Genomic DNA, 22,184 nt, shown 5'->3' with positions numbered 1-22,184 from the left:
ATAACATTGCAGTCAAGAGGCGCATGAAGATCAACCGCCGGGCGCAGCGGTTCAGGCGGAGGAGGGTGGCAGGCTCAGCGCAGGCTCAAACTTGGCACGCTTGACGGAGAAGTAGGCCTTCACATTGCGCACGTTGGCGTCACTGGTGAACAGGCGCTGTACCAGCGCGTGGTAGGCGTCCATGTCGCGCACCTGCACCACCAGCACGAAGTCGGGCCCGCTGCTGGTGCGGTAACACTGCTGCACCTGCGGCTCGGCCACGGCGCGGGCTTCGAAGGCGGCCAGCCGCTCGGCGGCCTGCTGGTCGAGCGAGATCTCGACGATGGCCGTGAGCCCGGCACCCAGCCGCTCGGGCGAGAGCAGGGCCACGCGCCGCTCGATCACGCCGGCCTCCACCAGGCGTCGCACCCGGCGCAGGCAGGTGGCGGGCGACACATGGCAGCGCTCCGCCAGGGCCTGGTTGTTCAAGGAGGCATCCCGCTGCAGCTGATCGAGCAGGCGCAGGTCGATGGCATCCAGATGAGGGTGGGGGGCGGTTGATTTCATCAAAAACAGTGAATTCACGATCAATTATTGCACGCAAAAGGCTTTGTGGCGGAATCATTCCTGAAATGAATGTGAACGCAAGAAAATTTCTCACCATCTTGCCTAGCATCCCGACATCCCTTCTTTGCGGAGTTCTTCCATGTGCGGCATCGTCGGCGCCACCAGCCAGCGCAACATCGTCCCCATCCTGATCGAAGGCCTGAAGCGCCTGGAGTACCGCGGCTATGACTCCTGCGGCGTGGCCGTGCACCAGGACGGCGGGCCGCGCCGTGCGCGCAGCACCTCGCGCGTGGCCGAACTGGAAGCCCAGGTGGCGCAGGACGGTGTGGCCGGCTACACCGGCATCGCCCACACCCGCTGGGCCACGCACGGCGCGCCGGCAGTGCACAACGCCCACCCGCACTTCTCGCACGGCACCGGGGCCGACGCCTACACCGCTCGCCCCGCACGCATCGCCCTCGTGCACAACGGCATCATCGAGAACCACGACGAACTGCGCGCCGAGCTGCAGGCCAAGGGCTACACCTTCGCCAGCCAGACCGATACCGAGGTCATCGCTCACCTGGTGGACCACCTGTATGACGGCGACCTCTTCGACGCCGTGAAGCGCGCCACGCTGCGCCTGCGCGGCGCTTACGCCATTGCCGTGTTCTGCCGCGACGAGCCGCACCGCGTGGTGGGCGCGCGCGAAGGCTCGCCGCTGGTGCTGGGGGTGGGCGCGGCCGATGCGGGCGAGAACTTCCTCGCCTCCGACGCCATGGCCCTGGCCGGCGTGACCGACCAGATCGTCTACCTGGAAGAAGGCGACGTGGTCGACCTGCAGCTCGGCCGCTACTGGATCGAGTCGCGCACCGCGAGCGCGCCGCATGACCGCTACGAGCGCGTGGAGCGGCCGGTGCGCACCGTGCTGGCCCACACCGGCGCGGCCGAGCTGGGCCCTTACCGGCACTACATGCAGAAGGAGATCTTCGAGCAGCCGCGCGCCATCGCCGACACGCTCGATGCCGTCCAGTCCATCACGCCCGAACTCTTCGGTGACGGGGCCTATTCCGTGTTCAAGGACGTGGAGCAGGTGCTCATCCTGGCTTGCGGCACCAGCTACTACGCCGGCTCCACCGCCAAGTACTGGCTCGAATCGATCGCCAAGATCCCCACCAGCGTGGAGATCGCCAGCGAGTACCGCTACCGTGAGAGCGTTCCGCACCCCAGGACCCTGGTGGTGACGATCACGCAGTCCGGCGAAACGGCCGACACGCTCGCGGCACTGAAGCACGCACGCAGCCTGGGCATGCCCCATACGCTCACGGTGTGCAACGTGGCCACCAGCGCGATGGTGCGCGAATGCAAGCTGGCCTACATCACCCGCGCGGGCGTGGAGATCGGCGTGGCCTCCACCAAGGCGTTCACCACGCAGCTCGTGGGCCTCTTTCTGCTCACACTGGCGCTGGCCCAGGTGCGCGGCCGCCTGAGTGACGAAGAAGAAGCCGCCCACCTCAAGGCCCTGCGCCACCTGCCGGTGGCTCTGCAGGCCGTGCTGGCGCTGGAGCCCCAGGTGATCGCCTGGGCCGAGGACTTCGCCCGCAAGGAAAACGCCCTCTTCCTGGGCCGTGGCCTGCACTACCCCATTGCGCTGGAGGGCGCGCTGAAGCTCAAGGAGATCAGCTACATCCACGCCGAGGCCTACCCGGCCGGCGAGCTGAAGCACGGCCCCCTGGCCCTGGTGACCGACCAGATGCCCGTGGTCACCGTGGCCCCCAACGACACCCTGCTGGAAAAGCTCAAGAGCAACATGCAGGAAGTGCGCGCCCGCGGCGGCGAGCTCTACGTCTTTGCCGATGCCGACACCCGCATCGAAAGCGAACCCGGCGTGCACGTCATCCGCATGCCCGAACATTACGGTCAGCTCTCACCCATCCTCCACGTGGTGCCGTTGCAGCTGCTGGCCTATCACACCGCCTGTGCGCGCGGGACGGATGTGGACAAGCCGAGGAATCTGGCTAAGTCGGTCACGGTGGAGTGAGCGACAGGAGACGCTCGAGCACCTCGATGCGATGCCGGTGCGGCGTGGTGATGGCGTAGAAGCGTTCCTGCAGGGCCGTCGAGCGGCCCACGGTGACCAGCACACCGGTTCGCAGCTCGTCCTGCACCACCACTTCGGGCAGGACGGTCAGCCAGCCGCTGTCGCGGGCGATGAGGCGCAGCATGGCCATGTCGTCCACCTCGGCACGCAGCCGCGGCGTGACGCCGGCGGAAGCGCACAGGGCGTCGAACTGCGCGCGCAGGGCGTGCCGCTGGCCCGGCAGGGCCACGTCGAGGCCGTCGAGGTCCTCGGGCAGACGCAGGGTCTGCGAGGCCCAGCGCCCGCTGGGGCCCACGAGCGAGATCGACTGGCTGCCCAGGAAGACGCAATGCAGCGGACGGTCCGGGTGGGCCGGCACCGTCTCGTTGGCCAGCACCACGTCGAGCTGGTGCTGCACCAGCCGCTCGATCAGGCCTTCCAGCAGGCCCGATTCCAGGGTCAGCACCACCGAGCTGTCGGCCAGCAGCGGCCGGATCCAGTTCTCCTGGTAGTTGCGTGACAGCGTGGCCACGCTGCCCACGCGCAGCCGGGTGATGCCGGCGCTGCGGCCTTGCAGCCGGCCGAGCATCTCCTGACCCAGCCCGAAGATGTTCTCGGCATAGGCGTGGACGAGCTGCCCGGTGTCGGTCAGGACCAGCCGGCGACCTTCGCGCGCGAACAGTGTTTCGCCGAGCCGCTCCTCGAGCTGGCGGATCTGCGCCGACACGGCCGATTGCGAGGTGTGCAGTTCCTGCGCCGCCCGCGTCAGATGCCCCAGCCGAGCCACGCGCCAGAAGTAGAAGAGGTGGTGAAAGTTGAGCTGGTCCAGGCGCATCGTTCTGTTTTTGATATTTTAAAGTTCTGATCAATGTAATTTACAGAACAAAAGCCGGCAAGCATCATCCCTCCCATCCGCATGACGAGGGCTTGTGATGACGATGTTCGAGGGGCTGTCCGTGGCCGTGGGCCTGGCGCCGGTGGGGCTGATGCTGATGGCGGCGCTGCTGGGCCGGTTCGACGGGCTGCCGACACCGGGGCTGTGGAAGGGGGTGCTGCTGCTGTCCGGCGTGGCACTGGTGATGGCTGTGGTATCCGCCGGAATGGGGGCGGTGCCGCTGTTGCCGGGCTTGAAGGCGACGTCCCTGGGCCTGGTGCTGGCCGTCCTGGTGCAGTTGCTGGGCACGGTGATTGCCGCGTTCTCGGCGCGCTACCTCCAGGGTGAGCCCGGCCAGCGGCGCTATGTGTCGGCCCTGGCGATGGTGCTGGCGATGGTGCACCTGCTGCTGCTGGCCGATCACTGGGGGGTGCTGATCGCGGCCTGGGCCGGAGTCGGGGCGGCGTTGCGTCCCCTGCTGTGCTTCTACCCCGATCGGGCCTTCGCCCGGCTGGCCGACCACAAGAAGCAGTTCGCCGATCGCGCCGCCGATGGCCTGCTCATCCTCGCGGCGGCCCTGGCGTGGGCGGAGGTGGGCAGCGGCTCGCTCACCGCCCTGGCGGACCATGTGGCACACACTGGCCTCACCGCGGGCTTGCAGGGCAGCGCGGTGGCGCTGGTGCTGGCCGTGGTGTTGCGCACGGCCCTGCTGCCGGTGCACGGCTGGCTGATCCAGGTGATGGAAGCGCCGACGCCGGTCTCGGCCCTCCTGCACGCGGGGGTGGTCAACCTGGGGGGGTTCGTGCTGATCCGGTTGGCGCCGCTGCTCGAACAGTCGATGGTGGCGCGCGTGCTGCTGCTGGCCCTGGGCCTGGCCACCGCCGTGCTGGCGGGCATGGTCATGCTGACGCGCATCAGCATCAAGGTGCGGCTGGCCTGGTCCACCGTGGCACAGATGGGTTTCATGCTGGTCGAGTGCGCGCTGGGGCTGTACACCCTGGCGGCCCTGCACCTCATCGGGCACTCGCTCTACAAGGCCCACGCCTTCCTGGGCGCCTCCGGCGTGGTGCGCCACACGCGCCTGCAATCGCTGCATGTCGCGGCGGCGCCGCATGCGCTCAGCCTGGGCCTGGCCCCGGTGCTGGCGGTGGCGGCGGTCCTGGGCGTTCAGTGGCTCGCCGGCCTGTCGGCCTGGCCATGGTGGTGGAGCGTGCTGCTGGGCCTGGCCTGGTCCCCCTTGCTGTGGGTGCCCGCCGGGCCGGGCTGCGGCCCGGGCCTCTGGCCGGTGCTGAGCGGCATGTCGATGGTGACGGCCCTCACCCTGGCCGCGCTGGGGGTGCATGCGCTGCCGCTGGGCGTGCCGCAAGCGCCTGCGCCTGATGCGCTGGGGCTGGCGGCGCTGCTTGGCATGGCGGTTCTGTACACCGGACTGACGCTGATGCAGGTGCGGCCCGCCTGGCTGGCCGGCGCCTGGCGCTGGAGCTATGCCGGCTTCTACGTCGATGAGGCCTACACACGCCTGGCCCTGCGTTGCGGGCCGGCCCGCTGGGCGCCACCGTCCCGATATGCGTCAGATGCACCTCCGGTGGCCACCTTGCGCACCGACGCCCTGTGATGCCCTGACACCCTGGAGACCTTCATGACCGAGTCCCTGATCGATCGCGCCTGCGAACAAGCCTGCAGCGCCATCGCCCCCGCCTGGCCCCTGGACCGTGCGATCGCGGTCAACCCGCACTGGGCCCGCGTCGGGATGCCCGTGCGCCGTGTGGCCGCCCGCATGGCGCTGCTGGGCAACATCCGGGTCTTCCCCGCGCGGGAGCAGCAGCTCGAGGCCTGGGCCGCGGGCCGCATCACGCCCTCCGATCTGGCGCAGGCGCTGCAGCAGCTGCGGGGGCAGGCCTCGGGGCCGGAGATGGACGCGGATCTGGCCGGGCTGACGCCGGCCGCTTGTGTCGAGGCCTTGCACCGGCGGGCTCCGCTGCAGCAGTTGCCGCTGCTCATCGACGTGCTGGACAACGATCCCCGGCGACACACTCGCTTGTCCTGGCGCGAGGCCATCACCCACCAGGTGAGCCAGACCTGTGCGGCTTACTTCGATGAGCACCAGGCCGACTGGCGCGCAGCGCGTTCGCAGGGCCTGTATGCCTTCTGGCGCGACACCCTGGCGCATGACCACGGCATCGGCCTGCTGATGGGCCTGCCCGGGATCGGCCGTGCCATCGATGCCGTGCCGGCCTCGGCCAGGGATGCCGAGCGCTGGGTGATGGAACGCCTGGGCCTGCCTGAGGGCGTGTGGGCGGACTACCTCGAGGCCGTGTTGCTGACGGTCAATGGCTGGGCCTCGTGGTGTGCCTATCTGGGGTGGCAGGCGCGCCTGGCCGGCGGGCAGGATGGCCACCTGCGCGAGCTGCTGGCCCTGCGGCTGGCCTGGGGGGCCTTGCTGCTGGAATGCAAGGATGACGCAGCCACGCAGACTGCGTTGGCGGCCTTGCGCACGACCTGGGCCCAGGCCCCCCAACGGCTGGCGGAGGCCGAGCGCACCCTGGCCGTGGACGAGGTGTGGCAGGCCGCGCTGGAGGCCGGCTACCAGCGCGAACTGGCCCGCCGGTTGTCGTTGGCGCCCGGCGGGGACGCGGCGGCCGCACCGATCGAGGTGCAGGCGGTCTTCTGCATCGACGTGCGCAGCGAGCCCCTGCGCCGTGCGCTGGAATCGGTGTGGCCGGCCGTCCAGACACGCGGGTTTGCCGGATTCTTCGGTCTGCCGCTGGCCTACACGCCCCTGGGCACCCAGGCCACGCGGCCGCAGCTGCCCGGCCTGCTGGCGCCTTCCGTCGCGGCCAGCGAAGCCTTCACCGTGCACACGGGATCCGGGCAGGGCGGCGAGGCCGGTCTGCTGGATGAGGCGACCCGCTCACGCCAGCGCCGGCTCGGGCTGCAGGCCCGTTGGCAGGCGGCCAGCCGGTGGCCCGGGTCGGCCTTCTCCTTCGTGGAAGCGGCGGGACTGGGCTATCTCGGCCCCTTGGGCCGCTGGCTGCGCCCCGGGGGGGACGACCGGCCCCGGGATGATCTGCAGGGCCTGTCGAAGCGCTATCGTGCCTTGTGCCGGCCGCGCCTGACGGGCCTCGACCTGCAGGCCAAGGTCGCCCTGGCCTCGCGCGTGCTGCGTGCCATGGGCCTGGGTGAGGCGCTGGCCCCGCTCGTGCTGCTGGCGGGGCACGGGAGCCAGTCTGCCAACAACGCGCACGCGGCCGCGCTGGACTGCGGCGCGTGCTGCGGACAGAGTGGCGAGGTCAACGCGCGCACCCTGGCGCATCTGTTGAACGAGCCAGCCGTGCGAGAAGGCCTGCGTGGCCAGGGCCAGCCCATCCCGGCCTCCACCGAGTTCGTTGCCGCGCTGCACAACACCACCACGGACGAGGTGGAGTTCTTCGATCTCGACGAACTGTCGGAGGCTGGCCGGGCGCGTGTGGAACGCTTGCAGCGTGCCTTGGCGCTGGCGTGCGACCAGGTGCGCCGTGAGCGGGCCCCGAGCCTCGGCCTGGACCCGCGCATGCCGCACCCGCGACTCCTCGACACCTTGCGCCGCCGGGCCAATGATGGCGCGCAGACCCGTCCGGAATGGGGGCTTGCCGGCAACGCAGCCTTCCTGATCGCACCGCGCCACCGTAGCCGGGGCATCGTGCTGGGCGGGCGCAGTTTCCTGCACGACTACGACGCGAACCAGGACCCGGATGGCAGCGTGCTGGAATTGCTGATGACGGCGCCGATGCTGGTGACGCACTGGATCAACTGGCAATACCACGCCTCGGCCTGCGAGCCCGATCGTCTGGGCAGCGGCAACAAGCTGCTGCACAACGTGGTGGGCGGCACGCTGGGTGTGTTCGAAGGCAATGGCGGGGACCTGCGCATCGGCCTGTCACGCCAGTCGCTGCATGACGGGCAGCGCTGGATGCACGAACCGCTGCGGCTGACCGTGGTCATCGATGCCCCGCGCGCGGCCATCGACGCCGTGATCGAGCGGCACGAGGTGGTGCGGCACCTGGTGGACAACGGCTGGCTCCACCTCTGGCGTTTCGAGGCGGCCACGCTGGAGCGCCGCTCGGGCGGGCGCTGGCAGTCAGTGGCGCTGCTGGACGATCCGCAAGTGGCCGAGCCGGTAGGCCTCAGCCCGGCAAGACCTTGATCACACGCTCGCGTCGCGCATCGCCTGCGCCAGCCCCGGGTGGCCCTGCGCCTCCAGCCCCTGGATGACGCCGGCGCGGTTGCGGGCCTCGTGGTTCTGGCTCAGCTTGCGCTTGCCCTCCAGGCGCGTGATGCGCACCTCCAGCCCCACGATCTTGCCCAGCATGTCGCTCAGGTAGTCGGGCGGCGCATCGCCCATCTTCCAGGGCACCGGCTGCGCGGCCTCATGCACCCGCGTGAGCCGCGCCACCAGGCCGCGCAGGAACTTCTCGTCGTCGTGCACGTGCACCGTGCCGTGCGCATGCACCACCTCGTAGTTCCAGGTGGGCACGGCGCGGTGCGTCTCGTGCTTGCTGGGGTACCAGTTGGGCGAGATGTAGCCCTCCACCCCGCGGAACACCACCATCACCGCATCGCCGCTGGCCACCTCCTGCCACACCGTGTTGGCCCGCGCCACATGCGCCAGCAACACCCCCTGCGCGCCCTGCGCCGGGTCCAGCAGGAAAGGAATGTGCTGCGCCTCCAACCCCGCCGCCGTGTGCGTGACCATCATGCCCAGCGGGTGGTCGTTGATGATGCGGTGCAGCTGCTCGGGGCGGGTTTCGGCGAAGTGGGCAGGGAGGTACATGGCGGGGCTCCGGGGGGCTGGCGCGTGCGGGAAGGGTAAGGGATTGCCCGGGACCTTGCCCGCGAGGAGGGCGGGGCATCGAGGCTCGACGGCGAGCTGGGGCGACTGAGTACCCCCGAAAGGGGGAATTTGCTGGGTGGCGGCCTCAGGCAAAGTGCGCCTTGCGAACCCTGCGCTAATTTGCATGAAATTTATTACTGTGCAAATATCCAGTCCATGCCTGCTAACGCATGGCGGGGCGAGGCTTTGCGCCCGATCAAGCCGTCGGTGTTAGGGAGACAGCCGGCGGTGTTATGCAGCAGTTTTGCTCCCTATAACACGTTAGGTGCCTCAATTGCCACCTCTTCGCGTCGTTGCCGTCGAGACAATCACCCTGCGTAGGGGTAGGCGCGCTCTTGCAGCGACGCTTGATGTCCCGTACACGGTGCTTGCGCACGCCGCTTCATCCATACCCGTCCCCAAGATTGGGCCAAATGAGCACATTCGTCTCCGGGTTAGGTTGTCACTACCCGATGGCACCGTCTCGGAGCCGTGCGCTTCTGTGGCGCTGGTTTCCGGACAGGGTGCACCGGGCGTTATCAGCTTCTACGATCTTTCAGCCACCGCTTTGCCAATTGGTGCCGCTGTTGAACTTCTCGGGTATGAGGTGTGCGGCACCTAACCCCTCCATCGAGCGGACGGCTTCCGGCCTGCGGCCTACAGCCGCCGCTCATGTCGAACGTCAGGTCGCACAACTCCAGATGGCGAACCATTGACCGCCTATGAAATACCTAGTCCTTGTCTTCGTCGTCCTCGTCGTCCTTATCGCAGTCGCTCTCGTCGTCCTCAAGAAGCTTGGTCTGCTGAATGTCGGCCCGAGCGGCCCGTGGCCCTTCTACATCAAGCGACCCTTGTCTCAGCCGGAGCAAGTCCTGTATCACCGGCTCATTCGTGCCCTGCCGGAGCACGTCGTTCTTGCGCAGGTTCAGGTGTCACGCGTTCTTGGTGTCAAGAAGGGCTCGAACTTTCACGAGTGGAATAACCGAATCAATCGGTTGAGCTATGACTTTGTGGTGTGCGGGAAGGACTTCACCGTCATCGCCGCAATCGAACTCGATGACAAGTCGCACGAGTCGAGCTCGAGAGCCAAGACAGACGAGAAAAAGTCCAAGGCCACAGCCGACGCCGGCCTTCGGCTCATTCGCTGGCACGTCCGTTCGCTCCCGAATGAAGAGGCCATCCGTACCGAACTGCTCACGCCAGCGCCGCCCACCCCTGCCGCCTTGGCACCTACAACGGGAAAGGCCAAGAGAGCGGCCTAGCCCCTCTACAGGGACTTCAGGATGCCCAATCGCTGGAACATCCCGGAATCGCTTGAACGTGAAGTGATTGCGCGCGACAAGGCGTGCGTCTATTGCAGCGTGCGCTTCGTGGCAAACGGGGCCGTGCGCCGGGAACGCGCAAGCTGGGAACATATCGTGAACGATGCGCGCATCGTGACCCGAGAGAACATTGCGCTTTGCTGTGTGGGCTGCAATGCCAGCAAAGGTGCCAAAGACCTCGAGTTGTGGCTCGGCTCGAACTACTGCCGGGCGTGGGGGATCGCGCCTGAAGCGGCGGCGCCTGTTGTCAGGGATGCCATCCGGGAGCGGCCTCGGTGATCGATCACAGAAAGCCATCTGCCATGCGAGACGCGCAAGCAAGCAAGAGATTTGCCGTGGCCCTGGTGTCCTGGTCACTGGCCGGGGTGGGCGTTCTCTCGTCAGTGATGCTTGCTGGCTCGGTTCTCGCAGGCGACAGAGTCGGGCCTGCAGGACTTATCGCAGTCCTCCCACTTGTTGCCTGGTTGTGTCTGGCGGTGATGACGGCGCGCTGGATCCAAGGCCGACGCTGCCATTGGATGTGGCTCATCGCTGGCACGCTCAGCGGCCTGGTTTGTGCGCTCGCGTTCTACTGGGTGTTCTTCGTCTACGTGGCGGCCGTCCCCTTGGCCGTCTATTTGGTTTGGTGGCACCTCGGCGGTCCTGAGCGAACAGTCGCCGGTCCATGACTGAGTTCGCGTGGCGTGAGGCGGTGGTCCAGGCTCGACGCCGTTCTTGCCCCAGTGTTCAGCAGCCAGAGTGATAGCGGAGGAGTCCATGCCCCACCCCATCTTCACCACCCCCTTCGCCAAGGTCTACCCGCTTTACGTCAACAAGGCCGAGCGCAAGGGCCGCACGAAGGACGAGGTGGATCGCATCATCTGCTGGCTCACGGGCTATGACGCGAAGGGCCTGCAGCGGCAGGTGGAGGCGGGGGTGGATTTCCAGGCCTTCTTCGACCAGGCCCCGGCGCTGCATCCGAACGTGGCGCTGATCAAGGGCGTGGTGTGTGGCGTGCGGGTGGAGGAAGTGGAAGACCCGCTGATGCGCAAGATCCGCACCCTCGACAAGCTGGTGGACGAGCTGGCCAAGGGCCGGGCGATGGAGAAGATCCTACGGGCTTGATGAGCCTCTTCAGGACGTCACCCAGTCCTCGATCCGAAGCCCTTCGACCCGCTGAAACTTGCGGGTGTTGTGGGTCACCAAGGTGGCGCCTTCGGCCAGCGCGTGGCAGGCAATCCACAGGTCGTTGGCTCCAATGGGCGTGCCGGCGTCTTTCAGCCGGGTGGCCTGAACGGCGTAGTGGCGGCAGATGGCAGGGGCCGAAGGGTAGATCACCGGCACCTGCCGGGCGAGATTGTCCAGGGCGCGCAGCACCTCCGGCTTGCGGGTGCTTCGCTCTGCGCCCTTCAGCAGTTCGGCCCAGGTGATGAAGGACATGCACAGCCGGTCGTCCTCCGACATCGCATCCACGCGCTGCGCCACGGCGGGTGGGTGGTTCTTGATCAGGTCAATCAGGATGTGGGTGTCGAGCAGGTAGATCACAGGCCTTCGCGCTCCTGCATCGGCAGCGGGTGGTCCTGCTCGGCTTCCAGGGCGGCGATGAAGGCATCGTCCACACCCCTCAGTTCATCCAGGGCCTGGAGCAGGGACGCGCCCCGCTGGGCTCGCAAGGGGTGGATGACCAGGTCGCCCTGCTCGTTGCGTGAGATGGTCACGCGGTCGGTGTCGAGGCGGAATTCGGCGGGAATGCGCACGGCCTGGCTGTTGCCGTTGTTGAAGACGCGGGTGGTGAGTGCGTTCATGGCCACCTCAATGTGTGTACGCTAATGTGTGTATTTTGGGGGGCGCCGCGGCGGCACAAGTCCAAGGCCTGGAAGGCCCCATCCCCCTCTTGGAGGATGTGCTTGCGAGGCGCTGGTGTCACCATGCACCCGCGGCACATCGTCCTGACGAGGAGGCGAGCATGAGCGACCTGGGTCCACGCGATGCGGAACTGGCCTACGGCAACGTCACGGTGGTGCAGCTGCCGGCCTCTCCCACCGCCTGCCAGCGCTTCCTGCGCCGGCTGCAGGAGGCCCTGGGCGACGCCGGCACGCTGGGTGCGCTGACGCCGGCGCATGCGCGCGATGTCTATGTGGTGCCGCAGGTGCTGGAGGCGGTGCTGCGCCAGCGCCCGGGCCTGGCCAGCGATGCCGCCTGGGAGCAATGCCTGCGCGACTGGGGCGCGCTGGCGGTGAACGCGCTCAGCCGCGACGCGCTCTTTCACCTGCTGCAGCGGGGCGTGGCCGTGGTGGACGGCGAGGTGCTGGGCACGCCCAAGCTCACCCGGGCCGCCGCTGCCGCGGGACCGGCCCCCGCCGCGGCGGGGGCCCCCTTGCTGCCCCAGGACTTCCAGGGCCCCTACGACTGGCACCTCGACGCGCGCGGCGCCAACGTCGTGTCGGCCTGGGCCATGTTCGCCGGCGACCCGCGCTTCCAGGCGGCCTTGCCCTGGCAGGACATCCGCATCGGTCACATCGACACCGGCTACACCGAACATGCGGCCCTGGGCTGGCAAGGCGGGGCCAGCGGCACCGTGAAGCCGGCCGATGGCCACGACTACTGGGACCGCCCGCAACGCGCCTTGCCCTGGGACGACCCGCGCGACGAGTGGCTCGTGGGCTTTCCCGGCCATGGCACACGCATCAGTGGCGCCATCGCCGGCTTCGCGGTGGGGTTGGACCCCCGCCCCTTCTACGGGGTGGCGCCGGGGGTGACGGTGGTGCCCTTCCGGGTGACCGATTCGGTCATCGTGGACCACGTGAAGGCCGAGATCGGGCGGGCCATCCGCCATGCCGTCGACGCCGGCTGCCACGTGGTGAACATCTCGCTGGGCGCGCTCTTTGGCAGCCGGCACCTGTCGTCGGCGCTCGACCATGCCTACGAGCATGGCGTGATCGTGGCCTGTGCCGCCGGCCAGTACTGGGGCGAGGTGATCTACCCCGGCCGCTACAACCGCTGCATCACGATGGGTGGTGTGGGGCCGGGCCTCAAGCCCTGGCGGGCGGCCGCGCGCGGGCCCTGCGTCGACCTGTGCGGCCCGGCCGATGCGATCCGTCGCGTGCGGGCCGAGCCCTTGCCGGCCGGCCAGGCCGCTCAGCGGATCTACCCGAAGGCCGATGGCGATGGCACCTCGTACGCCACGGCCACCTGCTCGGGCGTGGCAGCGCTGTGGCTGGCCTGGCACGGTGTGGCCGCACTGAAGGCCTTCTACGGGCCGGGAGAACTCTGGCGCATTCCTGCGGCCTTCAAGGCGCTGGCCCGCCAGACGGCCACCCCGGGGCGGTGGCCCGCTCAGGAGGCCGACCAGTACGGCAGTGGCGTGATCAACGCGGCGGCCTTGCTGGCCGCGCCCTTGCCGGCGCCCCACACGCTGCACAAGGCCCATCCGGCCGGGGGGCTGTTCGACCCGGACGATTGAGCGCGCGGCTCAGGTGTCGCGATCGGCCGGACCCCCGTCCCAGCCCAGCAGTTCGGCCAGCCGACGCAGCACCCACCGGGCCTCGTCCGGCGTGAGGTCCAGCGGCCCCGCGGCCAGCCCCTGGCCGATGCGCTCCAGCACGTCGGCCTCGGTGGCATGCAGCTCCCACAGCTTGGTGCGGGCCGTGTCCGTGAGCATCTGGGCCAGGTCCTCGCACAGCTCGTAGCGCTGGGCGATCACGCCCAGGGGCTCGCGCGGCTTGATCCGCCCGGGCGCCACGAACAGGGCCATGAAGGAGGGCGGCACCTCGATCTGCGAGTCATCGTTCATGCTTCCATTGTCGCCGTGGCGGGGGTGGTGCTGCACGCGGCAGGCCAAGCGGGTATAATTCGTGCTTCTGTCGCGCCCTGCTCTCTGACGCGGCAGTCGTCGTCTGACACGCTGCTGGCCCCACGCGCCGCGCGTTTCGCCCAGGACCGGCCTTCGAGCCGCTTTCGGTCCCCGGCTGTCAGTCTTCTCCTCCGGCGAGCCCCATCCCGGATGGCTCCTTGCGCACCGCGCATCGAGACGCTTCCGACCCAAGTTTGAACGCATGGCCGTATGGCCGTGCAGGAATTCCATGAAGACCAACCGTGAACAACCGTTTGCGGTGGGCAAGTACCTTGTCTCACCGCTGTCCCGCCGCATCGATGCCGGCGGGTTTGCCGCATCCGTCTCGATCCGCAGTGGTCGGGGCACCGGCACGCACGACCGCGTGTTCCGCTTTGCGGCGTCATTCGATACCCGCGAGGGCGCATTGCGCCACGCAGCCGAGCAAGGCCGGGAGTGGGCGCAGCGCGCCCTCCTGGCCTGAGTTTCTGAAATTGATTCATCCACCAGCAAGGAGTTGATTTGGCCAAGGAAGAACTCATCGAGATGCGCGGCAAGGTCGAGGAAGTGCTGCCCGATTCCCGTTTCCGTGTGACCCTGGACAATGGCCACAGCCTGGTGGCCTACACCGCGGGCAAGATGCGCAAGCACCACATCCGCATCCTGGCGGGCGACAACGTCTCGCTGGAGCTGTCGCCCTACGACCTCTCCAAGGGCCGCATCACCTTCCGTCACCTCGAGACGCGTTCCTCCGGCCCGCGTCCGTCCTACCGGCCGAACAGCCGCTGAGCTTCCAGGCGCGCCCGATCGGGCGCGCTCCTACTGGAACGCCACCTCGGCGAAGCTGCGCAGCTTGCGGCTGTGCAGCCGATCCACCCCTTCCCCCCGCAGGATCTCGATCGCACGGATGCCGATGCGCAGGTGCTGGTCCACCCGTTCGCGGTAGAACTGGTTGGCCATGCCCGGCAGCTTGAGCTCGCCGTGCAGGGGCTTGTCGCTCACGCACAGCAAGGTGCCGTAGGGCACGCGGAAGCGGAAACCGTTGGCCGCCACCGTGGCGCTTTCCATGTCCAGCGCCACCGCGCGGCTCTGGCTGAAGCGACGCTCGGGCGTGCGGTGCGGCAGCAGTTCCCAGTTGCGGTTGTCGGTGCTGGCCACGGTGCCCGTGCGCAGGATGCGCTTGAGCTCGTAGCCGCTGAGCTGCGTGATGTCGGCCACGGCGGTCTGCAGTGCGATCTGCACCTCGGCCAACGCAGGAATCGGCACCCACAGCGGCAGGTCTTCGTCCAGCACGTGGTCTTCGCGCACGTAGCCGTGGGCCAGCACGTAGTCGCCCAGCTGTTGCGTGTTGCGCAGGCCCGCGCAGTGGCCCAGCATGATCCACGCGTGCGGGCGCAGCACGGCGATGTGGTCGGTGATGGTCTTGGCGTTCGCGGGCCCCACGCCGATGTTGACCATGGTGATGCCCGCACGGTCGCGCCGCACCAGGTGGTAGGCCGGCATCTGCGGCAGCCGCGGGGGCGGCGCGCCCAGCGCGTCCTCGGGCTCGGGCGCCTCGCCCTGGCGGCGCGTGACCACGTTGCCGGGCTCCACAAACGCCACGTAGCCATCGTCGGCCGCAGCGTCCTTCGACGCGGTGAACAGCGCCCCCTGGTCGGGCGCCTGCGCCATCAGCTCGCGGCCCAGCCGCACGAACTCGTCGATGTAGAACTGGTAGTTCGTGAACAGCACGAAGTTCTGGAAGTGCTCGGGTGCGGTGCCGGTGTAGTGGCGCAGGCGGTGCAGCGAGTAGTCCACGCGCGGTGCCGTGAACAGCGCCAGCGGGTGCGGCTCGCCGGGGGCCGGCTCGTGTGTGCCGTTGGCGATGCCGTCGTCCATCGCACCCAGGTCGGGCAGGTCGAAGAGGTCGCGCAGGCGCAGGCGGCGGGCCGCGTCGAGCTGGCCTTCGACATGATCGGAGCTGTCCACGGCAAAGTGCACCGGGATGGGCTGGTGGCTGGTGCCCACCTCCAGCTCGACGCCATGGTTGCGCAACAGCAGGCGGAACTGCTCGCGGTAGTAGTCGCTGTAGAGGTCGGGCCGCGTCAGCGTGGTCTCGTAGGTGCCTGGGCCCGCCACGAAGCCATACGACAGGCGCGAGTCGGCGCGTGCCACCGTGTCGGTGTGCACGCGCACGTAGGGGTAGCAGGCCCGCACGTGCTGGGCCAGATCATCGCCACCCACAAAGCGGTGCAGCGCGTCGCGTAGGTGGGCCAGGCTTTCGTCGTAGATGCGGGTCACGCGCGCAAGCGCCAGGTCGGGGTCGCTGAAGCGTTCCGGAGCAAAGAAGGGCGGGGTGAACAGGGACACGGGCAGGGCTTTCGGATGCAACATCAACGGAGCCATTGTGAGCCGAAAGGCAAACACCACTGTATCCCGGCGGTAACCCGTGGCCACGGACCGTCGCATGCACAATGGGCTGCTCTCCAAGCCTGCAAACCCACCCATGCCCGCCGTGCTCGACCTGGACCAGCGTGCGCCTGCCTTCCGTGAAGCGCTCGCCACCTTGCAAGCCTCACGCCCCGCCGCACCGACGGCCGACGAGGGCTGGTGGTCACAGGTTCATCGCTACTATGACGTGGCCCGCGAGCCGGTCAATCTGGAGAACGGCTTCTGGGGCCCGATGGCCGAGCCGGTGAAGGCCGAGTACGAGCGCCTGACCACCTTCATCAACCACCACAACGCCCATTGGGTACGCCGCGAGTGGCCGCAGGCGCTGGAAGCCCTGCGGGTGCGTGTGGCACGGTCGCTGGGCTGTGGGCACGACGAACTGGTGCTGGTGCGCGGCGCCAGCGAGGCGATGCAGGTGCTGATCCAGGGCTACCGTGGCCTGGCCGCTGGTGACACGGTGCTGTACTGCGATCTCGACTACCCCGCGATGCGCGCGGCCATGGCCTTCCTGCGCGAGCGCCGCGGCGTGAACGCGGTGCGGCTGGCCATCCCCGAGCCTGCCACGCGTGAGGCGGTGCTGGCCACCTACCGCCAGGCCCTGCACGACCACCCACGCGTGCGCCTGGTGCTGCTCACCCACGTGAGTCACAGCACCGGCCTGGTGATGCCGGTGCGCGAACTCACCACGATGATCGAGGCGGCCGGCGCCGACGTGGTGGTGGATGCGGCGCATTCCTGGGGGCAGATGGCATTCGACGCGCCCGACCTGGGCGCACCGTTCGCCGCCTTCAACCTGCACAAGTGGGTGGGCGCGCCCCTGGGCTGCGCGGTGCTCTACATCCGGCGCGACCGGCTCGACGCCATCGAGGCGCCTTTTGCGGGGCTGGACTTCGGCGCCGACGACATCCGCAGCCGGCTCTATGGCGGCACGCCCAACTTCGCGGCCTGGCTGACGTTGCCCGCGGCGCTCGACTGGCACGAGACCATCGGCGTGGCGCACAAGGCCGCGCGCCTGCGCCACCTGCGCGATGCCTGGGTGGGGCCGGCCCGCACGCTGCCGGGCATGCAGATCCTCACGCCCGACGAACCCGGCATGGTGGCGGGCATCACGTCGTTCCGCCTGGCCGGGCGCACCTCGACAGCCGACAACCAGGCCCTGGCCCGCGCGCTGCTGGAGCACCACGGCGTGTTCACCGTGCAGCGCAGCGGCCCCGCGGCGGGCGACGTGGTGCGGGTGACGCCGGGCTTGCACACCACGGACGCCGAGATCGATCGGCTGGTGGTGGGGCTGAGGCAGTTGCTGGGCTGACCCCGTACCGCGCCTGGGGTCCGCCGTCACTGCGGGATCAGCGCATGCCGCACCAGCAACGCGGCCAGCGTCCACATCGTCAGGCCGATCAGGCCGTCCAGGATCTGCCACGCCCGCGGCCGGGCGAACCAAGGCGCCAGCCAGCGCGCGCCAAAGCCCAGCAGACTGAACCACACCACGCTGGCGGTGCAGGCGCCTGCCACAAACCAGCCTCGCGTCGCGGCAGGCTGCTGCGCACCGATGCTGCCCACCAGCAGCACGGTGTCGAGGTACACATGCGGGTTGAGCAGCGTGAAGGCCGCGGCCTGTGCCACGGCGGCTCCCCGGCTGAGGCCATCCCCACCGGCCGCGGCCTGCAGGCGGCTGGGGTGACGTGCCCGACGCAGGGCGAGCCAGCCATACCAGGCCAGGAAGAGGGCGCCCGCCAGGGCCAGGGCCTGCGCCAGCCCCGCGCGCTCTCCCAGGGCCTGGGCCATGCCCAGCACCCCGGCCGTGATCAGCACCGCATCGGCCACGGCGCAGAACACCACCACGGGGCCGACGTGCTCGCGCCTCAGTCCCTGACGCAGCACGAAGGCGTTCTGCGCGCCGATGGCCACGATCAGGCCCAGGCTCAAGGCCAGGCCCTGCGTGAAGGCCGGTGCCGCGAGCGTGGCGATGTCGGGAACGCTTGTCATGTCGACAGCTTGCCCGTGACGAGTGGTTTAGACAAACTACATCTTCTGAATCTGATGAAGTTTTTCTAAATCAATGATCGACTACTCCGCCCTGGCTGCCCTGGCCGCCGTGGTGCGCGAAGGCAGCTTCGAGCGTGCCGCCCGGGCCCTGCACGTGACCCCGTCGGCCGTGTCGCAGCGCGTGCGGCTGCTGGAAGAACGCATGGGCTGCGCCCTCGTGGTGCGGGGCCAGCCCTGCCAGCCCACCGAAACTGGCCGGCGGCTGTGCCAGCACCTCGATCGCGTGCGGCTGCTCGAACACGAACTGCGCGGTACGCTGCCCACGCTCGACCCGCAGGGCCACACCCGTGTGCGGTTGCCCATTGCGGTGAACGCCGACAGCCTGGCCACCTGGTTCGCGCCCGCTCTCGCGGCCTTTGCCGCCGAGGCGCCGGTGCTGATGGATGTGGCGGTGGACGACGAAGGCCACACGGCCGAATGGCTGCGCAGCGGCGCCGTGCTGGCCGCCGTCTCCGCCACGGCCCGCCCGGCCACCGGCTGCAACAGCCGGGCCCTGGGGGCGATGCGCTACCGTGCCGCGGCGAGCCCCCGCTTTGTTGCTCGGCACTTTCCCGATGGCGTGAGCGCCGGTGCCTTGGCGAGGGCCCCCAGCCTGCTCTTCAGCGCCAAGGATGATCTGCAGGCCCGTTGGGTGCGCCGCCAGTGCCGCCGTCATGTGGAGCTGCCCCGTCACACCCTGCCGTCGTCCCAGGCCTTTGTCACGGCCGCGCTGGCCGGCATGGGCTGGGGCCTGCACCCGCAGGCGCTGATCCAGCCCCACCTCGACGACGGCTCGCTCGTGGAGCTGGTGCCCCACACCCCGCTGGACGTGCCCCTCTACTGGCACGAGGCCCGGGCGGCTTCATCCCTGCTGGAGGGGCTGACCCGGGTGGTGGTGGGGGCGGCGAAGCAGGGGTTGGGGCGGGGGTGAAGCAGTCTTGGGGCCCGTGAGCTGCCTCCAGGACTGTCACACCGGATACACACGCTGACGCCACACTGCTGACAGTCTCACTTTCGCTGTCATCGTGTCGTGTCATCGCCCTGGGCGCCGTCGTTTTGCAGCGATGGCGCTTTCTTCCATCGCGGCCCTTGCCGTGCCCGCGGCCGTGTCGGCCCAGCGCAGACCTCCGACCAGGCCGGGCACTTCCAACCCTGTCCTGCTCCAATGCGTCGATACCTCGACGGACCAGCAGGAAATCTCCCGTGACTACAGCAGCGGCGTGCGGCTGGCGCTTCAGGCCTCCGCCACGCGCCTGAGCGACCTGCGGCCCTTCCCCATGGACGGCTCGGAGGCTTCGCTCAGGTCGCTGCTGGCCACCTTGCGATCCGACCCCGCCGTGGTGGGGCTCGTGGGGACGGCGGGAGAGCGGCTGGCCCTGCGCTGTGCCGAGGCCATCCGTGCCGAGGGCCTGCAGATCGCGCACCTGGGCCCCTGGATCGCCGATGCCCGCTTCGACGACGAGCCGGGCGTGGTCAAGCTCTTTGCCTCGCGGGAGGCGCAGATCCGTCATGCCCTGCGCAGCCTGGAGACCGTCGGTGTGCGCGAACTCGGGCTGGTGTATGCAACACCTGCCTTGCAGCAGCAGGTCCAGGCCGACGTGCAGTCGGCCGTGCGGCGCATCGGCGTGCAGCCCCGTGATTTCGTGGCGCCCGCGGGCAACGTCGAGCAGCTGGTTGCATCACTGCCCGCCAATCCGCCGGCGATCTTCCTGTTCGTCGGGGGCTCCATCGAACTCGCCCGCTTCGTGCGCGGCCTGGCCGAACGCAAGCTGCAGCGCTATGTCATCACGCTGGGCGAGACCGATCTCACCACCTTGACCGAACTGGGCGCCACCGGCACCGTGCCCGTGGTGCTGACGCAGGTGGTGCCCAACCCGCAGACCCACACCGCACCGTTCGCGCGTGAGTACCGGGCCGCGCTGAAGACCCTGTACGAGGAGACCCCCTCGCCCCTGAGCCTGGCCGGCTTTGTGGTGGGCCGCTACACGCAGGCGCTGCTGGCCGGCGCGGAGGCCTCGCCGATCACCCGCGCCAGTCTCTACGAGCTGGCCCGGCGCCGCCCCGGCCTCGAGCTCGGGGGGTACAGCATCGGGTTCGATGCGGCCTCCAACCGTGGCAGCCGCTACGTCACCCAGGTGCTGCTGGGGCGCGATGGGCGGCTGATCGGTTAGACCTTCGAGCGCGCGGTCATGCGTGAAGTCGATGGGGCTCGCAAGACCGACGGAGAACCCATCGGTGAGGTGGGTCGATGGCGTCGTGACGTCGCAGGTGCGGAAGTGGAAGTACGGACCGCTGCGCGGATGCCACCGCGCCGGTCGAGCGGTCTGGACTTCAGGCGGTCCAGGGCCGCGTGCCTCAGAGGGTACTTGGCCTCAGGTACCCCTGCAACCGCACCCTACAACTGCCCGCGCCAGTCTGCCGCGAACAACTTCCACTGGCTGCCCTCCAACCGCCAGTCGGTGTTCACCTCCCAGGCCTGGCCGGTCTCCGGCAGCACACCCTGACCGCCAGTGGCCAATACGGTCAGGCGCGCAGTGGCGGTGGTGCCGGTCACGCGCACTTCGTTCACGGTGACCACCAGCACGATGGTGGGGTAGCGCAGCACGAGGCCGGTGAAGAGCTGGCGCAGGCCGGCGCGGTCGAGGCCCTGGCCGGGGCGCTGGAAGTCGTCGGCGACATGCGACATGAAGTCGCCGTTGTTCCTGGCCTTGATGGCGGCCTCCATCTCGCCGAGGGCCGCGTGAATCTGGCGCTCGGGGTCGGGGCGGCTGCAGGCGGCGAGGAAGAAGGGCGAGAAGGGCGCGAGGGCCAGGGTGGTGAGGAGGATGCGGCGGCGGGGCATGCCGCGAATCTACACGCCCCGCGCCAGGGCGTCAGCGCCCCATCCGCCGCAGGCCGAGGTACTGCAGCGCCGTGAAGGCCGACACGCCCACCACGTTCACCGCCAGGAAGGCTTCGCCCCAGAGCGTGGGTTGCACCCAGCCGCTGGCCCACAGCACGGCGGTGTCGATCACCCACAGGGTGTTGACGACGAGCACGGTCCACACCATGCGGCGCGACGGCACGCGCTGGCGCGCGGCCCAGATCAGGAAGGCAGCCCACAGCAGCAGGAAGAAGCCGGCACCCATCAGCAGCATCTCGGGCAGACCGAACAGCCCGGACAGCCAGCCCGAGGCAAAGGCCAGCGGCGGCGCGAAGGCGACGGTGGCGGCCGCATCGAGGCCGAGGCCAAGGCGCAGCAGGCCGGCGCCAGAAGCGGGGGTGGAGGTGTGGGACGTGGCAGCAAGGGTCGACATGGCGAGGCTCCTGTGGGTGGATGAATCGGTGCCGTCATCCTCTGCCCGGTGAGGGCATGGCGTCGATGACCTCCGAGGTCATGTGCGGTGCACGCGAGGGCGGCTAAGCTTGCCGCCATGACACGCACCCCTGCCTCGCTGGGCGGCCAGCCCAAAGCCGCGCGCGCCGACGTGGGCGACCTGCTGCGCCACTGGCGCCAGCAGCGCCACCTGTCGCAGCTCGACCTGGCCACCCAGGCCGATATTTCCACGCGCCACCTGAGCTACATGGAAACCGGCCGGGCCCTGCCCAGCCGGGCCATGGTGCTGCGCCTGGCCGAGCGCCTGGCCGTGCCGCTGCGCGAGCGCAACGCGCTGCTGGTGGCGGCGGGCTATGCGCCGCTGTACCGCCAGCGCTCGCTCGACGATCCGGCCCTGGCGGCGGCGCGACAGGCGCTGGAGGCGGTGCTCAAGGGCCACGAGCCCTATCCGGCGCTGCTGGTGGACCGCTACTGGAACCTCGTGTCGTGCAACCGGGCCGTGCCCCTGTTCCTGCAGAGTCTGGGTCTGACGCTGGACGGCCCGGTGAACGTGCTGCGCCTGAGCCTGGACCCGCAGGGCCTGGCGCCGCACATCGTCAACCTGGGGGTGTGGCGCCACCACCTGCTCGAGCGCCTGCAGCGCCAGATCGAAGCCAGTGGCGACCCGGAGCTGGTGGCGCTGGCCGAGTCGCTGCACGCCCTGCCGGCGCCCGAGGCCCCGGTCACCGACGGGCCGCTGGCGCCCGAGGCCAGCGTGGTGGTGCCGTTTGAAGTGCAAAGTCCCTGGGGTCGCCTGTCCTTCATCAGCACCATCACCGTGTTCGGCACGCCGGTGGACATCACGCTGTCGGAGCTGGCCCTGGAAACCTTCTTCCCGGCCGACGAGGCCACGGCCACGGTGCTGCGCGAGGTGATGGCGGCGTCACCTGGGTGACGGACAAGGCCTGCGTCC

23 protein-coding genes are annotated in these 22,184 nt (G+C 69.1%); 13 read left to right on the top strand and 10 right to left on the bottom strand.

Going from position 1 to position 22,184, the window contains the following annotated elements; genetic code table 11:
* Positions 1 to 51: 51 nt before the first annotated feature.
* Complete coding sequence (locus C1704_RS15435; RefSeq protein WP_104303694.1) at positions 52 to 546, bottom strand: Lrp/AsnC family transcriptional regulator; 495 nt, start codon at positions 544 to 546, stop codon at positions 52 to 54.
* A 139-nt stretch (positions 547 to 685) separates the two neighbouring features.
* Between C1704_RS15435 and glmS the strand changes: the two genes are divergently transcribed.
* Positions 686 to 2,566, top strand: coding sequence for a glutamine--fructose-6-phosphate transaminase (isomerizing) (gene glmS, locus C1704_RS15430; RefSeq protein ID WP_104303631.1), 1,881 nt, complete (start codon positions 686 to 688; stop codon positions 2,564 to 2,566).
* On the opposite strand, the gene C1704_RS15425 is transcribed toward glmS, so the two are convergent.
* Positions 2,553 to 3,440 (bottom strand): LysR family transcriptional regulator, encoded by an 888-nt coding sequence (locus C1704_RS15425; RefSeq protein ID WP_104303630.1) that lies wholly within the window; start codon positions 3,438 to 3,440, stop codon positions 2,553 to 2,555. The genes glmS and C1704_RS15425 overlap by 14 nt on opposite strands.
* Positions 3,441 to 3,537: 97 nt before the next feature.
* Between C1704_RS15425 and C1704_RS15420 the strand changes: the two genes are divergently transcribed.
* Entirely contained in the window at positions 3,538 to 5,094 is a 1,557-nt protein-coding gene (locus C1704_RS15420; protein ID WP_104303629.1) for an NADH-quinone oxidoreductase subunit L, read from the top strand.
* A gap of 24 nt (positions 5,095 to 5,118) precedes the next feature.
* Positions 5,119 to 7,662 (top strand): YbcC family protein, encoded by a 2,544-nt coding sequence (locus tag C1704_RS15415; RefSeq protein ID WP_104303628.1) that lies wholly within the window; start codon positions 5,119 to 5,121, stop codon positions 7,660 to 7,662.
* Here C1704_RS15415 and C1704_RS15410 read toward each other — a convergent pair whose 3' ends face one another.
* Positions 7,663 to 8,289: an FMN-binding negative transcriptional regulator gene (locus C1704_RS15410; RefSeq protein ID WP_104303627.1), complete on the bottom strand. Its 627-nt coding sequence runs from the start codon at positions 8,287 to 8,289 to the stop codon at positions 7,663 to 7,665. It abuts the gene before it with no gap.
* A 761-nt stretch (positions 8,290 to 9,050) separates the two neighbouring features.
* Here C1704_RS15410 and C1704_RS15405 point away from each other — a divergent pair.
* The 3 genes from C1704_RS15405 to C1704_RS15395 all read left to right on the top strand — a co-directional run bounded on the left by C1704_RS15405 (position 9,051) and on the right by C1704_RS15395 (position 10,754).
* A complete protein-coding gene (locus C1704_RS15405; RefSeq protein ID WP_104303626.1) occupies positions 9,051 to 9,590 on the top strand; it encodes a DUF2726 domain-containing protein in 540 nt (179 codons plus the stop codon).
* Between the two features lie 21 nt (positions 9,591 to 9,611).
* On the top strand, positions 9,612 to 9,929 hold the full coding sequence (locus tag C1704_RS15400; protein ID WP_104303625.1) for an HNH endonuclease: 318 nt from the start codon (positions 9,612 to 9,614) through the stop codon (positions 9,927 to 9,929).
* A gap of 477 nt (positions 9,930 to 10,406) precedes the next feature.
* Positions 10,407 to 10,754 carry a DUF2200 domain-containing protein gene (locus C1704_RS15395; RefSeq protein ID WP_104303624.1) on the top strand — a complete coding sequence of 116 codons (348 nt, stop codon included), beginning with the start codon at positions 10,407 to 10,409 and terminating at the stop codon, positions 10,752 to 10,754.
* A 9-nt stretch (positions 10,755 to 10,763) separates the two neighbouring features.
* Here C1704_RS15395 and C1704_RS15390 read toward each other — a convergent pair whose 3' ends face one another.
* Positions 10,764 to 11,174, bottom strand: a complete 411-nt coding sequence (locus C1704_RS15390) for a type II toxin-antitoxin system VapC family toxin (protein WP_104303623.1) — start codon at positions 11,172 to 11,174, stop codon at positions 10,764 to 10,766.
* Positions 11,171 to 11,434, bottom strand: a complete 264-nt coding sequence (locus C1704_RS15385) for an antitoxin (protein ID WP_104303622.1) — start codon at positions 11,432 to 11,434, stop codon at positions 11,171 to 11,173. Before C1704_RS15385 ends, C1704_RS15390 begins: the two co-directional genes overlap by 4 nt.
* A 161-nt stretch (positions 11,435 to 11,595) precedes the next feature.
* Here C1704_RS15385 and C1704_RS15380 point away from each other — a divergent pair, with 161 nt between their 5' ends.
* Entirely contained in the window at positions 11,596 to 13,092 is a 1,497-nt protein-coding gene (locus tag C1704_RS15380; protein WP_104303621.1) for a S8 family peptidase, read from the top strand.
* A 9-nt stretch (positions 13,093 to 13,101) separates the two neighbouring features.
* Here the strand turns inward: C1704_RS15380 and C1704_RS15375 are convergent, their stop codons facing one another.
* Entirely contained in the window at positions 13,102 to 13,422 is a 321-nt protein-coding gene (locus tag C1704_RS15375; RefSeq protein WP_104303620.1) for an ATPase with chaperone activity, read from the bottom strand.
* A 289-nt stretch (positions 13,423 to 13,711) separates the two neighbouring features.
* Between C1704_RS15375 and C1704_RS15370 the strand changes: the two genes are divergently transcribed.
* Positions 13,712 to 13,945, top strand: a complete 234-nt coding sequence (locus tag C1704_RS15370; protein ID WP_104303619.1) for a hypothetical protein — start codon at positions 13,712 to 13,714, stop codon at positions 13,943 to 13,945.
* A 38-nt stretch (positions 13,946 to 13,983) separates the two neighbouring features.
* A complete protein-coding gene (gene infA, locus C1704_RS15365) occupies positions 13,984 to 14,250 on the top strand; it encodes a translation initiation factor IF-1 (protein ID WP_104303618.1) in 267 nt (88 codons plus the stop codon).
* 30 nt (positions 14,251 to 14,280) lie between these two features.
* Here infA and C1704_RS15360 read toward each other — a convergent pair whose 3' ends face one another.
* Positions 14,281 to 15,834 carry an AMP nucleosidase gene (locus C1704_RS15360; RefSeq protein ID WP_211286948.1) on the bottom strand — a complete coding sequence of 518 codons (1,554 nt, stop codon included), beginning with the start codon at positions 15,832 to 15,834 and terminating at the stop codon, positions 14,281 to 14,283.
* 112 nt (positions 15,835 to 15,946) lie between these two features.
* Between C1704_RS15360 and C1704_RS15355 the strand changes: the two genes are divergently transcribed.
* Complete coding sequence (locus C1704_RS15355) at positions 15,947 to 17,200, top strand: aminotransferase class V-fold PLP-dependent enzyme (RefSeq protein WP_104303617.1); 1,254 nt, start codon at positions 15,947 to 15,949, stop codon at positions 17,198 to 17,200.
* Between the two features lie 26 nt (positions 17,201 to 17,226).
* On the opposite strand, the gene C1704_RS15350 is transcribed toward C1704_RS15355, so the two are convergent.
* Complete coding sequence (locus C1704_RS15350; protein ID WP_104303616.1) at positions 17,227 to 17,877, bottom strand: LysE/ArgO family amino acid transporter; 651 nt, start codon at positions 17,875 to 17,877, stop codon at positions 17,227 to 17,229.
* A 73-nt stretch (positions 17,878 to 17,950) separates the two neighbouring features.
* Between C1704_RS15350 and C1704_RS15345 the strand changes: the two genes are divergently transcribed.
* Both C1704_RS15345 and C1704_RS15340 read left to right on the top strand, forming a co-directional pair.
* Positions 17,951 to 18,847, top strand: coding sequence for a LysR family transcriptional regulator ArgP (locus C1704_RS15345; RefSeq protein ID WP_104303615.1), 897 nt, complete (start codon positions 17,951 to 17,953; stop codon positions 18,845 to 18,847).
* A gap of 133 nt (positions 18,848 to 18,980) precedes the next feature.
* A complete protein-coding gene (locus tag C1704_RS15340) occupies positions 18,981 to 20,087 on the top strand; it encodes an ABC transporter substrate-binding protein (RefSeq protein WP_104303614.1) in 1,107 nt (368 codons plus the stop codon).
* A 224-nt stretch (positions 20,088 to 20,311) separates the two neighbouring features.
* On the opposite strand, the gene C1704_RS15335 is transcribed toward C1704_RS15340, so the two are convergent.
* Positions 20,312 to 20,758 (bottom strand): hypothetical protein, encoded by a 447-nt coding sequence (locus C1704_RS15335; RefSeq protein WP_104303613.1) that lies wholly within the window; start codon positions 20,756 to 20,758, stop codon positions 20,312 to 20,314.
* A 31-nt stretch (positions 20,759 to 20,789) separates the two neighbouring features.
* Positions 20,790 to 21,212, bottom strand: a complete 423-nt coding sequence (locus C1704_RS15330; protein ID WP_104303612.1) for a hypothetical protein — start codon at positions 21,210 to 21,212, stop codon at positions 20,790 to 20,792.
* A gap of 117 nt (positions 21,213 to 21,329) precedes the next feature.
* Between C1704_RS15330 and C1704_RS15325 the strand changes: the two genes are divergently transcribed.
* On the top strand, positions 21,330 to 22,166 hold the full coding sequence (locus C1704_RS15325) for a helix-turn-helix domain-containing protein (protein ID WP_104303611.1): 837 nt from the start codon (positions 21,330 to 21,332) through the stop codon (positions 22,164 to 22,166).
* The last annotated feature ends 18 nt before the right edge of the window (positions 22,167 to 22,184 follow it).

Source organism: Caldimonas caldifontis, assembly GCF_002930615.1.
GTDB lineage: Bacteria > Pseudomonadota > Gammaproteobacteria > Burkholderiales > Burkholderiaceae_C > Caldimonas > Caldimonas caldifontis.
Note: the sequence above shows the minus strand (reverse complement) of the source record. Positions and strands in the feature narration are given on the sequence as shown.